This is a genomic window from Nocardia caishijiensis NBRC 108228, assembly GCF_001612825.1.
GTDB classification, from domain to species: Bacteria; Actinomycetota; Actinomycetes; order Mycobacteriales; family Mycobacteriaceae; genus Nocardia; species Nocardia caishijiensis.
Window position 1 is genome coordinate 132,439 of the sequence record NZ_BDBE01000033.1, and the last position, 14,542, is coordinate 146,980.

A 14,542-nucleotide genomic window follows, 5' to 3' on the forward strand; every position below is an offset into this window, starting at 1 on the left:
ATATCGATGCATGTCGAAGTCGGAGCTGGATCTGGCAATTGATGCCACCTGCTGCACGGAACCGGTCGTTCGCGATCCGTTGACCCACAGCGAGGCCGTCGAACTCGCCGCACTGTTCAAGGCGTTGTCGGATCCGGTGCGGCTGCGGCTGCTGTCGCTGGTGGCGAGCCGCGCCGGTGGTGAGGCGTGCGTGTGCGATATCTCCGACGGAGTCGAGGTCGGCCAGCCGACGATCTCGCATCACCTCAAAGTGCTGCGCGAGGCGGGGTTGCTCACCAGTGAGCGGCGTGCTTCCTGGGTGTACTACCGCGTGGTGCCCGAAGCGTTCGCCCGCATCGCGAGCGCGCTGGCCACCGAGGATGTGCCCGCGTGAGTACGACGGCCGAGTTGCCCGTCGCCGGGAAGCTGTCGACGCTCGACCGATTCCTGCCGCTGTGGATCGGTGCGGCGATGCTGGTCGGAATCCTGTTGAGCCGCCTGGTTCCCGGCCTCGGTGACACGCTCGGCGCGGTCGAGATCGACGGTGTCTCGCTGCCGATCGCGATCGGCCTGCTGATCATGATGTACCCGGTGCTGGCCAAGGTGCGCTACGACCGCCTCGACACCGTCACCGGCGATCGCAAGCTGATGATCTCCTCGCTGGCGCTGAACTGGATCTTCGGACCCGCGCTCATGTTCGCGCTGGCCTGGATCTTCCTGTCCGACCTGCCCGAGTACCGCACCGGTCTGATCATCGTCGGCCTGGCCCGGTGCATCGCCATGGTCATCATCTGGAACGACCTGGCCTGCGGTGACCGTGAGGCCGCCGCCGTGCTGGTCGCGCTGAACTCGGTGTTCCAGGTGTTCATGTTCGCCGCGCTCGGCTGGTTCTACCTGTCGGTGCTGCCCGGGTGGCTCGGCCTCGAGCGAACCCAGATCGACACCTCACCGTGGGACATCGCGACCTCGGTGCTGTTCTTCCTCGGCATTCCGCTCGTCGCGGGCTATCTGAGCAGGCGCATCGGCGAACGCGCGAAGGGCCGCGCCTGGTACGAGTCGACGTTCCTGCCCGCCATCGGCCCGTGGGCGCTCTACGGTCTGCTGTTCACCATCGTGATCCTGTTCGCGCTGCAAGGTCAGCAGATCACCGCCCATCCGTGGGACGTGGCCCGCATCGCACTGCCTCTGCTGGTGTACTTCGCGGTGATGTGGGGCGGTGGCTTCGCGCTCGGCGCGGTCCTCGGCCTCGGCTACGCACGCACCACGACACTGGCCTTCACTGCCGCGGGCAACAATTTCGAGTTGGCCATCGCCGTCGCCATCGCGACCTACGGCGCGAGTTCCGGCGAGGCACTCGCGGGCGTGGTCGGCCCACTCATCGAGGTCCCGGTTCTCGTCGGGCTCGTCTACGTCTCGCTAGTCCTGCGAAAGCGCTTCGCCGCCGACGCGTTCTGATCTTCCTCTCCCGAAAGGCATTGATACCCATGCCCTCCACCCCGAGCGTGCTCTTCGTCTGTGTCCACAACGCCGGACGATCCCAGATGGCGCAGGCCTTCCTGACCCACCTCGCGGGCGATGCGATCGAGGTCCGCTCCGCGGGCACCGCGCCCGCGGACACCCTCAACCCCGCGGCCGTCGCGGCGATGGCCGAACTCGGCATCGACATCACCGACCGATCCCCCGAAATCCTCACCCCCGACACAGTCGAAACCTCCACCGTCGTCATCACGATGGGATGCGGCGACACCTGCCCCTACTTCCCCGGCGTCGACTACCGCGACTGGCAGCTGGACGATCCGGCAGGCAAGAGCGTGGAAGCAGTACGCCCGATCCGCGACGAGATCAGGAAACGCATCGAGGACCTGATCGCCGAACTGGCACCGGTCGAGAGCCCGTAGGTGCACCTGCTCGCGGAGCCGTCATCGAGGCTGATGCGGCATCGCGAGGCGGCGGAGGTGGTCGACGAATTGCTGGTCGCCGCAGGGATCGATGTGGATTTCGCGGCCGTGGCGGGTGTAGACGTACCGGCCGTCGTTGCGGACGTCGAACCAGCTCGCGTATCTCGACACGGCCGTGCCGGTATGCGTGACCTTGACGTGTCCGCTACCGGTTCGGGGCGCCGCCAACAGATCACGCATACGGATCGCCTCACGGGTCAGGGCAGCCGACCACGAGGATTCCGGGCTTCGCCCCTGGAGACGATCCACTGTTTCGACCATCCGGCCGGTGTTTCCGGCGGGTGCGCTGCCCGCTACCGCCGCGACCATTCGTGTGACGACGTTGACCGACCCCACCTGAATCGTCACATCGCCACCGTATTCCTGTGTCGCGCCGGGATGTTGGACGACGGCGACACCGATATCGGTGACGACCGCGCCATACGCGCGAATCGGCCGATCGCGGTTGCCCACCACCTCGATCGCGGTCTCCGGTTCGAAAATCGTTCGGAGCACCGGAAAGAGGTCGACGTCGTCGCGCACGTGGATGCGCGAGCGGCAGGATGCCTCGATGATTTCCCACTCCGAGCGGTACCGCGCCGAGCTCAGCAACCGCAGCGGCGCCGGGAACCGGTCGGCGCCGAACTCACCACAGACATAGATGAATTCGTCCGGTGTGAAGTGCCACTTCATCGAGGCTGCTCGTCGGGTGTGGTCCAGTCGTCCTGGCCGTACGCGGATTCGTCGCGACGCAGCGTCTCCCAGTCACCCTCGCGAACCGGACCGTCATCGATGCCGAACACCGCTGGGACTGTGGGTTCGCGCGGGCCGATCAGCTCCTCGGTGTTGCGCTGGTCGACCAACCAGTCCGGCGTCTTACGCTCGTCGTCGTCTTGTCGACGGCCTGCGCCCGCGCCCGGCATTCCGGCCATACCCGGGTAGGCGCGGCCACCCGCCCCGCCGGTCGGTCCGCCCGCCACAGCGGCGACCGGGCCCGCGACCGGGGTACCCGGCAGCGCACGACCCGCCCCTGGAACGCCTGCGCCCGCTTGCCCACCGGACGCGCCCGCACCACCCGGCGAGCCGGATTGACCCGAACCAGGCGCTCCCCCAACGCTGTTCGGCGAACCGGAGGACGAACCGACGGCGCCGGGGTCTGTCGATGCCGCGGTGGTGCTGCTGTCATCCGACGGATCATCGGCGGATCCACCGTTGTCTTCCGCCGAACCCGCCTCATTGCCCGAAGCGCCGTCTGAACTTGGATCGTCGTTCGCTTCTTCTGACTCCAGGCCATCCGAAACCAGCTGATTGCCCGCGTCCGCACCCGGCTGGTCCCCTACACCCAGTCGAGTTCCCGAGGATTGGTCACCCGCGGCATCGCCCGACAGAACCGAGTTCCCAGGAGCCCCCTGGATGCTCGCGCCCTCACCGGGCTCAGTCGGCGCACCGAAGGTCGGCACACCTTGCCCGGCCGGATCGTAATTGGGCACATAGTGATTCGTCATCGCCCAGACAGCCTCCAGATGACTGTCACTGGCCGACTGCGCGGAGTTGGTGAGAACGGCAGGATTCTCCAGCCCCGGAATGAGCGGAGCGGCGGGTTTGTCGCCCGACGGCGGCGGTGGAACAGCCGCCTTCACCGCCTCCGCCGCCAACGCGGCCGACTCGATCCGCCACCCCACCCCATTGGCGATGTCCTGCATGCCCGTCATCTCACCGACGAAACGGTCGAGGGCCGCCAGCATCGCATCCGCCGACGCGCCCGCCCACCCGCCCGCCGCCGACTTACGAACTTTGAGCCCCAAATTCATGGTCGCGAACTGCATCCCGGTCCCGATCAACTTCCACGCCTCGGCAGCGGCGTGCATCGTTCCCGGTTGCATCTGCTGGGCGTGGTCGTAGATCTCCTGATGAGAGATGCCCTGGAAATTCTCCATCGTCTGGATGTAGGCGGGATCGTGCGCACCATCGGCCGCCGATTGAGCGAGATCCGACGCCCACTGACGAGTGGTGGCCGCGCCCTGGCCTGCCCGCACTATTTCTGGCGTCGATCCGGTGATACCCGTGACGATCGCGGGGCCGGACAATACCGGGTTGTCGCCGGTCATCAGTTGTCCTTTCCGATGGTCGGCTCGAGTGTCGTGGCGATCTCGATGATGTTGTCGCAGGGTTGCATCCCTTTGACCCGGCCCGCTGTATGAGTGCGGACCGTGATTCCGAGATATCCCACGGCCGTCTGGAGATCGACAGAACAACCATCGGGGTCGCCCTTCGACGATTTCACCGCCGGGCGGCCGTTCACCACGAGATCTTCGGTTCTCCCCGCATACTTGGCGCGAACCTCGTCCAACGACACGTTGCTCGACTCGAGCGCCAAGACCTCATCGTCGCCACGCTTGAAGTTGCACGACAGGAAGGTGTATTCAGCAACCATGTCCTTGCCCCGACGACGAGAAGACGGGTCGAATCCTGTGGCCTGAATGCTCGCGTCATCGATCCACGTGCACGGATCCACAACCACCGCGGACCTGCCGCTCGACTTCGCATATTTGTTGTCCTGGGACGGCGGTTGCAGATGCGCGGCGGTCAGGGTCGGGCGTGCCGAGGCAGGTGCGGCCGAACCCGGCGACGGCGTGGCCTCACCGGGCTGCGAGCTGGAACACCCAGCCGAAACGGCTGCCGCAATGGCGATCGACACCACAGCCGCCTGCCTGCGGTACTGCGCGTTCATGATCCGGCCACCGGATTCGTGACGGCCTGCAGCGCCGAGGCGTTGGCACGGTCGACGTCGTCGAAAAGTCCGGCCGCCCGATAAATCGCGGCAGCCATCTGATATGCGACCTGTTCTGCCTGTTTGAGCGCTTCGCAACCCTGTAGCGCCTTCGCCTCGAAGCCGGACTGCAACTGCTTCGCGGACTCGAACCCGCCATAGCCGGACTGTCTCGACTGCTCGAACACCTGATCCTGGAAGCTCGCCAACCGTTCGGCGTACCACGTGAAATGCGATGCGCATTCCCGTGCCGCCGACTCGGTGAGCACAAAGGTTCCCGCCTCGGCAGCGGCGAAAAGCTCCTTGGCATGAGCAGTGTCAGCCATTGGCCGCTCCCATCGTTTCTGCGTTCATGAGGTCGGCCGTATCGGTGAGGAACGCTTGTCCGCCGGTAGATGACAACCCAGTTCCAGACTGAGAACTGTGCGAGCCGGAGTTGCGGAGAGGTTTCTCGTAGCTTCGGATGCCGGTTGGTTGTGCATCCTTATCACGAGGGTTCTATCGGCACTGACAAGTTCCATCCGGCGGTATTTCGGAACTCCGTTCTCGGTGACCGGAAGTCCCAGGTCACTCGAGGCAGCGACCGATCGGCGAGAGAACTCCTCCCAGCCACTCACCGGAACCGGGTCACCGGGATCTCCCGTTGTGCCCGCGCTGCTGTAACTGATTGTTTTACCTTCGGTCCTGTCGAAGGGCTGTTCGCAATCGGACACCACTCTCCCGATCTCGACGGTCCATGTCATTCGGGGATGGATATCGGTCACGATGGCTTGAACGCGCGACATGAGTTCGAGTGCCTTTGATTCGGCATCCTCGAGGCTGCTACGACCTTGCAGCCGGGTCACCGCCTGCGCGGTCTCCTCAGGGCTCGTCGGCTGACGTTCGTACGGTTTGTCGAACAACGTCACCCACAACCAAGGCCCTAGCGTCATGCAGAAGATGGCCACGATGGCGATCGGAATCGCCATCAGCAGAAAGATGGTGTTCTTCTGGGCAGCCGTCCTCTTTTGTTTCGTCATCGAACACCAGCACTTCCAGGCTCGATCGCGTTTTGCGGTAGCCCGGCGACTATCGCCGCCAGGTTGTAGCCGCTGCGGTGCAACTTGCCGGTCGAGGTGTCCGTTCGACCATATTCGGAGTGCCCCTCCGCTCCAGTGTAGGTAGTGTCGCCGACCACGGCCTCATCGGTGCTGAGATGGGTCACCCACGGCATATTGACCGGGCTGCGGCCGAAGGCATTGAAATTTCCGACCTGTTCCTTCTTTTCGGTCATCTCGTAGACATGGCCCGGTGCGAGACCGAGGTCCCCAGCCGACTCCACCGCGTCGTTCAATCCGCTGAGCACCGCGACGGAAGGACCCTTCGCACCGGCGAATTCTCCGCCGATACCGGGTGAGCCGTAGAACACCACATCATCCACGGCTCCGCCCTGTTGTTGCAGCGCGTGACTGGTCGCCAGCGATCCGTACGAATGACCGAGCGCGGTGATATGGGGATCGGTGTTCTGATTGGCCACTTCGATACCCTGGTAGAAGTTCGACAAGGGTTGAGCGGCCTCTTGTGCCCGGTCTTCGAACAAGACCTCGGGGTAGCTCATCCCCTCCTGCGGCGGGTCATACCCCATCCAGGCGATCGTTGATACTTTCTTGCCCGCCGCGCCCGCGTCGGTCAATTGTGACTGCGCTTCGCTCTGCAGAGCAGCCGCTTCGTTCACCATGCCCGGCAGGGACTCTCGCACGTTCGAGGTCAGGCCCGGAGTTGTCACCGACACGTGGTCAGCGGTGTCGGGATCGCCGACGGCGACAGCCGCACGGACCTGACGGCCATTGGTGGTGTCGAGCCCGAGCAGCATTCGCGGCTGCTCGGGCGTACCTTGCGAAAGGGATTGTTCGATCGCACGGACATCAGCCAGCCGGGCCTGCTTGTCCTGCAGTTCCTGTGCCGAACCGATGGCTTTCGGATTGCCCTGCACGACAGCGGCGAGACGGGTGACCTCCCCCTCCAGCCGAGCTTTCTCTGTGGCGAGATATGCCCTGTTCGCTTCGTCTCGTACCTGCGCGGGAAGCCCGTCCAGATTTCCGATGGTGGCGGGTTGGGTTCGGATCGCCTCGGCTTGCTGTTCAGGGGTCAGCGAGTCCCAGTACTTTCGATTGTCTTGCGGGGTAGAACCTTTCGGTGGTTCCGGAACGATGACCGGGGTCTTCAGGACGGTGGTGTTCTGGAAGTCGGTGTCGTCGGGGAGGTCGAAGAACGCGGCCTTGATCGCCGCGGTGGCGGCGGTGTCGACATCGGCGGCGTTGGCCAGGGCCGCTTTCAGGGCAGCTGTGCAGGCGGCCTCGTCGATGGCCAGGGCCGCGATGGCGGTGCTGTAGCGGTTGGCGTCGCCGTTGACCGCCGAGTACAGCGCGCGTTTGGCCGTCTCGGTGATCTCGCAGGTGCCGTCGGGTTCGACCGCGAAGTTCCTGGGTGCGGCTTCGGCGTTGGACTTCGCGGTAGCGACAAGGTTCTTGGCGGTCTCGTAGAAGGTCGCGTGCTGGGTCGCGGCGGTTTGGCCGTTGCCAAGTGCCGCGAGGACCTGGCCGGCCTGGGTGCGCGCGACCTCGAAGCGTGCGCGCATCGCCTCACCGGCCTGGCCCTTCCATGTTTCCCGCGAACTGTCGACAGCACGCCACTGCTCGTCCATCTTCGTGCGCAGCTCGCTCGCCTGTCGCCCCCATTCGGTCGCGAGCGCGGTCAACTGCCCTGGCTGCCAGCTCATGACCTGGGCGACAGTCAGTGCCTTGGTCATTTGATGCCGCCCTCGAGGCCGGTGAGGCCGCCCGCGCCCGCCTCGTCCTGCTGCTTGAAGGCGATGATCGCGGCGACCGTGGCGCCGCCGAGTTCGGCCAGCGCCGTTCCCGCGGAGTTCATCGACTTGTCGGCTGCCCGCGCCGCGTTCTGGCAGGCACCGGCGATGTCGCCGCCCGCGAAGGCGTCGAGCAGACCGTCGGGTAGCGCGCCGCCGCTGCCGATCAGTTGGGTTTCCTGGCCTGCCGTTCCCAGGCTGTCGGCCAGAACCCGCGCGGCGACGGGATCCAGGTCGAGATCGTCGTAGGCACCCACAGCACTTCCCCCTTCTCGACGTCGCCCCCTGGAACCCACCCCCGAGGCGCCGCGATCTCGGCCATCTATAGATGGCACAAGTCCGTCGCGCACATGATGCCATCTATAGATGGTCGACGCGAGTGCCATGCCTCGGAAACCTCGGTGAGGTGCCCGAATCCGCCGTTGAGAAGCAACTCATGGCGATTTTGGGCCAGCACCTGGCGAGTCTGCGTGAGGCCAGGGGGCTCACGCAGGAAGCGGTGGCGAATGCGGCGGGGATCAGTCGCCAGTACTACCAATTGCTCGAGAACGGCTGGGGCGTGCGCAAGACCAAGGCCCCGGCGAATCCGAGGTTGTCGACCCTCATCGCGTTGAGCAGGGCGCTCGGCACGACGGTTCCGGATCTCGTCGATGTGATGTTCGGCCGCGACGCGAGCTGACGCTATCCTGGCTCCCTCGACATGTGGAGGGGAGACACATTGTGAGCGATATCGATCCGCTGACCGCGAACGTCGGCCACCTGCAGGAATCACTGTCCGCACCGGCCGACGCACCGGTCGACGAGCTGGTGCGACTCGAAGTCGCTCAGGACGGCACGATCCAGAGCGTCCAGCTATCCGCCGCCGCCCGGGCGATGACGCCTGACGCCGTGGTCGCGGAGGTCGTCCGCGTGCACACGGCGGCTGTCGCGGCATCGCAGGCCGCGATCTCGGCGGCCATCGCGGCCCTGGAAGCCGATCCCCGGTTGGCCGCACTCACCGAGCACAAAACGGATGCCTTGAGCCGCCCGTTGCCATCTCCCCCACCGAACGCTCCCCTTCCCGACTCGCGCACAACATCTTTCGCGCCCGTTCGAGAGCATCCACGCGACCCAGCCCATTCGAGCCCATCGGCCCCGCCCCGCACTCCGGCGCCGCGCCCATCGACCCCTCCCCTGCGCCGACCGGTTCCCCCGGCGCCGAGCCCGCCCACCAACCAAGCCCCGTGGCCGCCACCGTCGCGCGAACAGCCGCCGACACGAAGTCGACAGCCGACGCCCGAGGAGGAAGAGGAAATGGACCGCTACTACGGCCGCAAAAGCTGGCTCGAATACTGAGATTCGCGGCAATATCCTCGACGCTCGTCGGAACCCGTACCGACGGCGGGCGGACAGACCTCCCCGGAGCTGGGGCGAACCGGAATCGCCTTGCTCGGCATCTAGGTAAGCGGGCGGCGACAGCGTGGCCGCCCGAAGGATAGCCAGGTGCGATAGGAGATTCGATGGCCGAGGAACGGCCGCCGAGGGACGACGATGCCGGGGAGGACGGGGCTGTCGATACGCATCCGTTCGCGCGGTGGCAGCGGCGCCCCATGGCGGAGGTGCCGGATCGGGATCAACATGCGGTGCGGGAGTGGATCTTCCGGCCGAGTGTCCGCGACAGGTTGCAGGCGAATCGGGCGATGACCGGTTGGTTCTTCAGCACGATGCTCGACCATGCGACCGAGCAGGCCGCCAAGTCGCTGCGCAATCTCGGCCGCAGCCTGCGACTGCTCGATCCGGGCGATATCTCGCACGAGGTGATGATCCGGATCGAACAGAGATTGCCCAACCGGATGCGAGAGGTCGGCGCGTGGCGCGGGTATCTCGGCATCGCGGTGCGGAAGCGGGTGTTCGAGGAACTGCGCAAGAAGGACGGATCCACACCGGCCGACCAACCCGACGGCCACGACCGCCGACCGCGTACGACCTACCTGATCGAATCCGGTGAACATCTGCCCGACGAGCACACGGATTCCGTTCAGCAGGACTGGATTCCGGTGCGCGACACCTTGCGCCGCGAGGTGCCACCGAGACTCCGCAGCGATCGGCACCGGGAAGTCTTCGCGCTGTGGTTCCCTCTGCCGGACCACGTCTGGGACCTGGACAGTCACCGATCCCGACGCGAGATCGCCGATCTGCTCGGTCTGAGCGAGTCGATGGTGCAACGGGTGTTGGACGAGATCAAGGAAGTCATGATCGACGTGATGAGGAGCTGGCTGGGCGATGACGATGACTGACAGAGCACGACGACGCAGGCAGCGGGAGCTGTTCGAGCTTTTGCTGGCCGTGCTCGACGAGGAGGACGATCCAGCCGACGAGCTGTCGCGGGTCGAACGGATCACGACACCGTCGTCACAGCCACGGGCAGCGAGCAGCCGCGATCCCGACATCGCGCCGGGGGAAGCGGTGCACGCCGAGACCGGCCTGCGGTTTCGGCTGTTGCCCGATGAACACGGCGCACCGACGCTGGTGGTGCACCCGATCGATGACCACGCCTGGGCTACCGGTGATCTCGTCTGCTACACACCGGCTGACGGCGAACCGTGGCTGGTGGTTCTCTACAGCGACGGGACGAGCGTCACCGCTCAGCTCACGGCGCCGGGTCTCGTCCTCGACCCAGCCGGGTCCACCTCGCGGCGACTCGACTCGACGCGGATATCACCGGGGGATCTCACCCTGGTGCCCCGTTCGGTCGCCGCCGCCGGGCCTGGACTCAACGCCTGGCGTCGGCTGGCCGCCGCGCTCCCCGCCGACCACGCGCTGCGCGCCGCGATCGTCGGCGCCCTGACCGGTGGCGAGGGGACCTCCTGAAACCGGAAATCGACCCACTGGTCGCCGATCGGCGTCGCCTGATCGCGTTGACCGGCACCGACCAGGAGTGGTTCGGCCGATGCCGAGCGGCCACCGCCGCTGGTCGAACGACTGCCGAACGACTGCTGGCTCCGGAGAGCAGTGAGCATCGCATTCTGTGCCACCGCTCGGGCGCGGTGTGGATCCGGCGCCTCGCCGATCCGCTCGCCATCGACGACGGTCCGGACTTCTCGGCCGCCCTCGCACTCGCGGGATTCGCCCAGGCACTCACCGGCGCCCGCGAGATCGACTCGGCTGCGGCCTCTTTCGACACGCATGCGGTCCGCGCGGGGCTGCGCTCGGTCGGCCTGCAGGCGATCAACCACGACCTGCTGACCCGAACGGGCCCCGCATCCACCGGACAGCGTCTCGCCGAGCTGATCCAACGGCTCAAGGCGGCGGCGGAGGGCCCGGCCACCGGATTCGCCGTGCTGACCGCCCTCGAACTGGCTTCACGCAGACCCCGCACCCGCCGCACGACCACTGTGCCGGTACTGCTGCTGGTCGGCCGCGACGGCACCGAGGCCGAGGTCGCGACGCTGCGCTTGAGCATGCTCGATGCCGGGCTGAGCGGACTGCACCCGGACCCGGCTGTGATGAGTTTCGCGCAAGTGGACGACGACTTCCTCGATGGTCTCGAAAGAGCATGGGGCACTACTGATCTCGCGGTGCGCGGCGCCTGTGTGGTCTGGTCGATCAGCACGACCACCGGTCCGGCCAACCACCTCACCGGGCATTCGGCGACCGCCGCGGCGGCAGTCGCCCTCGATGACCTCGATCCCCGCCGTCGCTGGGTCAGGACGCTGCACCTGCGGAGACTGCGACTGCACAGTCTCGACGAACGATGCGCGGTCACGGCCGGGCTCGACGACACCCAACTGACCGAGGTGGCCGGTTATCCACAGAAGGTCGCGGCCGCCGCCGCACACCGCCCGGAGCTGCGGGTCGTCGTCGCCGAAAAATTCCGCACCGAGGCCGCCGACGCCGCGCCACACGGCTTCGCGCGGCGCGTCACCGGTGCCGCCGACCTGGCCGCCGCGATCGAACAGACCAGGTCCGCGATCAATCCGCGAACGATCGTCGCCGTGCTGTTGGTGCTTGCGCTGGCTGTGAACGTCGGAATCGCCGCCGCGCTGCATGTCCGCAACGACCGGATGCGCCTCGAACAGGACACCGCGAATCGGCTCACCACCGATGTGCGCCAGATCTTGCAGGGCACGCGGGCAGGTGGGGTCGAGCGCGCGGTCCAGCTCATGCTCGCGGCCGAGGCCATCCGGCACCACGACGATCCCGGCGCGTTGTCGGACACGCTGATCGGTCTGCGTGGCGTGGTGACCGCCGAGCCGACCGGAATCCGCACGGTCACCGCGAGTCGCGACGGGACACGCATCGCCTTCGCCACTGCGACCGGAATTCGGATCCGTGATTCCGGCGGCGCGGACATCTGGATAGACCTGCATGGTGGCCAACCTGCCGCAGCCGTCGCCTTCGATCCTGCCGGTGGCGTACTGGCGTCAGCGCACTCGGATGGCGCACTGCTCCTGTGGAATTCGCGGGACGGAAAGCTGCTCCGGGAGATCCGAACCGTCCCTTCGCACAGTTTGTCCTTCGACGACGAGGGCCGCCGGTTGGCCTCGGGTGGCGCCGACGGCACGGTGACGGTCTGGAATGTGGCCGACGGCTCGGTGGCGGTCACCGGGATTCGCCCACACGAGGGAATCGTCAGTGGTGTCGCGTTCGAACCCGGTGGGCGGCGGATCGTCTCGGCGGGCTACGACGGCGCGGTCTGGCGGACCGACGTCGACAACCGGCTACCCATCCGGCTCGCACCAGGCGGGCGGCTGAAGATCGACGGCCTGGCGGTGAGTGCCGACGGCAGGCACATCGCTGTCGGCAGCGAGGGCCAATCGGTGCTCATCTGGGATGTGTCCGGCCCCGAGCCGAAGGGTCGTAGGCTGCACGGTCACCATGGCCCCGTATTCGTCGTGCAGTTCGACGCCGCCACGAACAGCGTGGTCAGTGGCGGTTGGGACGGGACGATCCGCCGCTGGGATGTCGAAAGCGGAGCATCGCTCGGCGATCCACTGGTCGGGCACGGCGGTGCGATTCGCGGCGTGACGATGGCAGCGAGCCGGGTGATCTCAGGTGGCGACGACGGCACATTGCGACAATGGGACATCGGCGCCCAAGCACCCTCGGGTACCGAGATCCATCCCGTGGACCGAACATTCGCCGATGTGGCGTTCAGCCACGACGGAACATTGACCGCGGCGGGAGGTTGGGACGGGCGCGTGGCGCTGTGGCGCACGAACGATCTGCAACCGGTGCGGCCGACCACGGCCCTCGCCCATATCGGTCAGGTCACCGCTGTCGCGTTCGGTGCCGATGACAAGCTGATCGTCTCCGGCGGAGTGGACGGCGACATCCGGCTGTGGAACAGCGCGACCGGCGACTCCGTCGGGGTGCTCGCGTCGACCGGTAGCGCGGTGCGTGCCGTCGAGTTCGACGCGACGGGCGGCGTCATCGCCTCCGCCCACGACGACGGAACGGTGCGCATCACCGAGTTGCGCACCCGCACCACCCGACACACGATCCACGCTCACTCAGCCCCGGTGACCACGTTGGCTTTCGCATCGGCGGGCGCGGGGTTCGTCAGCGGCGGTATGGACGGCACGATCCGGCGGTGGAACTCCGACGACGGCACCCCCGTCGGACCGGCGATCCAGGCCGACTTCGCGGCGGAGCCGAGTGTGTACGCCGTCGCGGTCCGCGCGGACGGCACCATCTTCTCCGGTGGCCGGGACGGGCGGATCCGGGTGTGGCGTGGCACCGATCCCCCGCAGGAATTGGTCGGCCATGCCGGTCCCGTGCTCACCCTGGCCTTGACTCCCGACCACGATCAGCTGGTATCGGGCGGCCGCGACGCGACCGCACGGATATGGAACATCGCCGCGGGCATGCAGAACGGCACCCCGTTCACCGACTGGGGCCGCCGCTGGTATGAACGGCTCTACCCGGTCAACGCGGTCGCGATCCATCCGGACGGCCGCATCGCCGCGGCCCGCGACGCCGTGGTCAATCTCGGTCTCGCGCAGGATCGGTTCTGGTCGTCCGGATTCAGTGTCGGGATCAAGTCCTGGGCAGTCACCTACGACGTGACCGGAAGGCGGTTGTTCTCGGGTTCGCACTACGGCACGATCCATGTGTTCGACACGGCCACGCGAAAGCTGCTGCACGACAAACGGGGTCATGTCGGGATCGTCTTCGGGGCGGCGGTCAGCAGAGACGGGAACCGGCTCGCCTCGGTGGGCGCCGACGGCACCGTGCGGATCTGGTCCACCGACGCCGCACCGGATCCAGTGCGCACCATCGAGGTTCCCGGTCGGCCTGCGATGTCGGACGTCGACTTCGACCCCGGCGGGTCGCGGGTGTTCGCCGTTGGCGCCGATGGGCACCTTCGCGCGTGGTCGGTCGCCGACGGGCGGCAACTGTTCGATGTCGAGGTGTCGGCCGGTCATCTGTATCAGCTGGCCATGCGTCCCGACGGTAGGCAACTCGCCATCGCAGGACAGGACGGCAAGACCACGATCCACGCGACCGATACCGGTGCGAAGCTCGGTGAACTCGCACAGATCGCCGGTCGGGTGGACGCGGTGGCCTACGCGACCAACGGCGCGGCCATCGCGACAGCGGGTTCGGACCGTGTGGTCCGCACGTGGAACGCCGGGACACTCGCCCCGATCGCGGCCTCTGAGCAGGGGCATCGCAACGCGATCACCGGAGTCTCGTTCAGCAAGGACGACACGCTGGTGATCACGGCGGGACAAGATGCCGAAGTCCGGCTGTGGAACGCGGCCGACCTGCGCCAGGTCGGCCCGCCTTTCCTCGGCGGCGGCGAGACAGCGGCCCAATCCCTCGCCGTCGACCCGTCCGGGACCCGGGTCGCGGTCGGGTACGACGAAGGCGGTATCCGACTGTGGCCGCTACCCGCCGCGTGGCCCGGCACCGCGTGCGCCCTGGTGACCCGCAGCCTGAGCGAAGCGGAGTGGAGGGACCTCGTTTCCCCTGAAATCCCTTATCGCCCAACCTGTCCAGGCAAATATGTCCGCTGAATCGACGCAC

General features: G+C 66.8%; 15 protein-coding genes. 8 read left to right on the forward strand and 7 right to left on the reverse strand.

Annotation, left to right across the window (positions count from 1 at the left end; genetic code table 11):
• The first annotated feature begins 10 nt into the window (after nt 1-10).
• From NC7_RS17825 to NC7_RS17835, 3 genes are read left to right on the forward strand one after another with little or no spacing between them, the layout of a single operon-like run.
• Nucleotides 11-373, forward strand: coding sequence for an ArsR/SmtB family transcription factor (locus NC7_RS17825; protein WP_067984523.1), 363 nt, complete (start codon nt 11-13; stop codon nt 371-373).
• The gene (gene arsB / locus NC7_RS17830; protein ID WP_067984525.1) at nt 370-1,434 is read left to right on the forward strand and encodes an ACR3 family arsenite efflux transporter; all 1,065 of its coding nucleotides are present in this window, start codon (nt 370-372) and stop codon (nt 1,432-1,434) included. Before NC7_RS17825 ends, arsB begins: the two co-directional genes overlap by 4 nt.
• 29 nt (nt 1,435-1,463) lie before the next feature.
• The gene (locus NC7_RS17835; protein WP_067984527.1) at nt 1,464-1,877 is read left to right on the forward strand and encodes an arsenate reductase ArsC; all 414 of its coding nucleotides are present in this window, start codon (nt 1,464-1,466) and stop codon (nt 1,875-1,877) included.
• 21 nt (nt 1,878-1,898) lie between these two features.
• Here the strand turns inward: NC7_RS17835 and NC7_RS17840 are convergent, their stop codons facing one another.
• The 7 genes from NC7_RS17840 to NC7_RS17875 are packed head-to-tail and all read right to left on the reverse strand — an operon-like array spanning nt 1,899 to nt 7,788.
• The gene (locus NC7_RS17840; RefSeq protein ID WP_067984529.1) at nt 1,899-2,609 is read right to left on the reverse strand and encodes an ESX secretion-associated protein EspG; all 711 of its coding nucleotides are present in this window, start codon (nt 2,607-2,609) and stop codon (nt 1,899-1,901) included.
• Entirely contained in the window at nt 2,606-4,024 is a 1,419-nt protein-coding gene (locus tag NC7_RS17845; RefSeq protein ID WP_067984531.1) for a PPE domain-containing protein, read from the reverse strand. Before NC7_RS17845 ends, NC7_RS17840 begins: the two co-directional genes overlap by 4 nt.
• Nucleotides 4,024-4,647, reverse strand: a complete 624-nt coding sequence (locus NC7_RS28595; RefSeq protein ID WP_159372890.1) for a DUF3558 domain-containing protein — start codon at nt 4,645-4,647, stop codon at nt 4,024-4,026. The genes NC7_RS17845 and NC7_RS28595 overlap by 1 nt, the downstream gene beginning before the upstream one ends.
• Nucleotides 4,644-5,012: a hypothetical protein gene (locus NC7_RS29590; protein ID WP_067984536.1), complete on the reverse strand. Its 369-nt coding sequence runs from the start codon at nt 5,010-5,012 to the stop codon at nt 4,644-4,646. The genes NC7_RS28595 and NC7_RS29590 overlap by 4 nt, the downstream gene beginning before the upstream one ends.
• A gap of 24 nt (nt 5,013-5,036) precedes the next feature.
• Nucleotides 5,037-5,705 carry an LppA family lipoprotein gene (locus tag NC7_RS17865; RefSeq protein WP_067984538.1) on the reverse strand — a complete coding sequence of 223 codons (669 nt, stop codon included), beginning with the start codon at nt 5,703-5,705 and terminating at the stop codon, nt 5,037-5,039.
• Entirely contained in the window at nt 5,702-7,474 is a 1,773-nt protein-coding gene (locus tag NC7_RS17870) for an alpha/beta hydrolase (protein ID WP_067984540.1), read from the reverse strand. The genes NC7_RS17865 and NC7_RS17870 overlap by 4 nt, the downstream gene beginning before the upstream one ends.
• Complete coding sequence (locus tag NC7_RS17875; RefSeq protein WP_067984543.1) at nt 7,471-7,788, reverse strand: hypothetical protein; 318 nt, start codon at nt 7,786-7,788, stop codon at nt 7,471-7,473. The genes NC7_RS17870 and NC7_RS17875 overlap by 4 nt, the downstream gene beginning before the upstream one ends.
• Nucleotides 7,789-7,967: 179 nt before the next feature.
• Here NC7_RS17875 and NC7_RS17880 point away from each other — a divergent pair, with 179 nt between their 5' ends.
• The 5 genes from NC7_RS17880 (at nt 7,968) to NC7_RS17895 (ending at nt 14,532) form a co-directional block, all read left to right on the forward strand.
• Nucleotides 7,968-8,210, forward strand: coding sequence for a helix-turn-helix domain-containing protein (locus NC7_RS17880; protein WP_084458582.1), 243 nt, complete (start codon nt 7,968-7,970; stop codon nt 8,208-8,210).
• 41 nt (nt 8,211-8,251) lie between these two features.
• Nucleotides 8,252-8,866 carry a hypothetical protein gene (locus NC7_RS29200; RefSeq protein WP_157102058.1) on the forward strand — a complete coding sequence of 205 codons (615 nt, stop codon included), beginning with the start codon at nt 8,252-8,254 and terminating at the stop codon, nt 8,864-8,866.
• 164 nt (nt 8,867-9,030) lie between these two features.
• Nucleotides 9,031-9,807 carry an RNA polymerase sigma factor gene (locus tag NC7_RS17885; protein WP_157102059.1) on the forward strand — a complete coding sequence of 259 codons (777 nt, stop codon included), beginning with the start codon at nt 9,031-9,033 and terminating at the stop codon, nt 9,805-9,807.
• Nucleotides 9,794-10,381 (forward strand): hypothetical protein, encoded by a 588-nt coding sequence (locus tag NC7_RS17890; RefSeq protein WP_157102060.1) that lies wholly within the window; start codon nt 9,794-9,796, stop codon nt 10,379-10,381. The genes NC7_RS17885 and NC7_RS17890 overlap by 14 nt, the downstream gene beginning before the upstream one ends.
• Before the next feature lie 47 nt (nt 10,382-10,428).
• Complete coding sequence (locus NC7_RS17895; protein WP_067984552.1) at nt 10,429-14,532, forward strand: WD40 repeat domain-containing protein; 4,104 nt, start codon at nt 10,429-10,431, stop codon at nt 14,530-14,532.
• Nucleotides 14,533-14,542 lie beyond the last annotated feature (10 nt).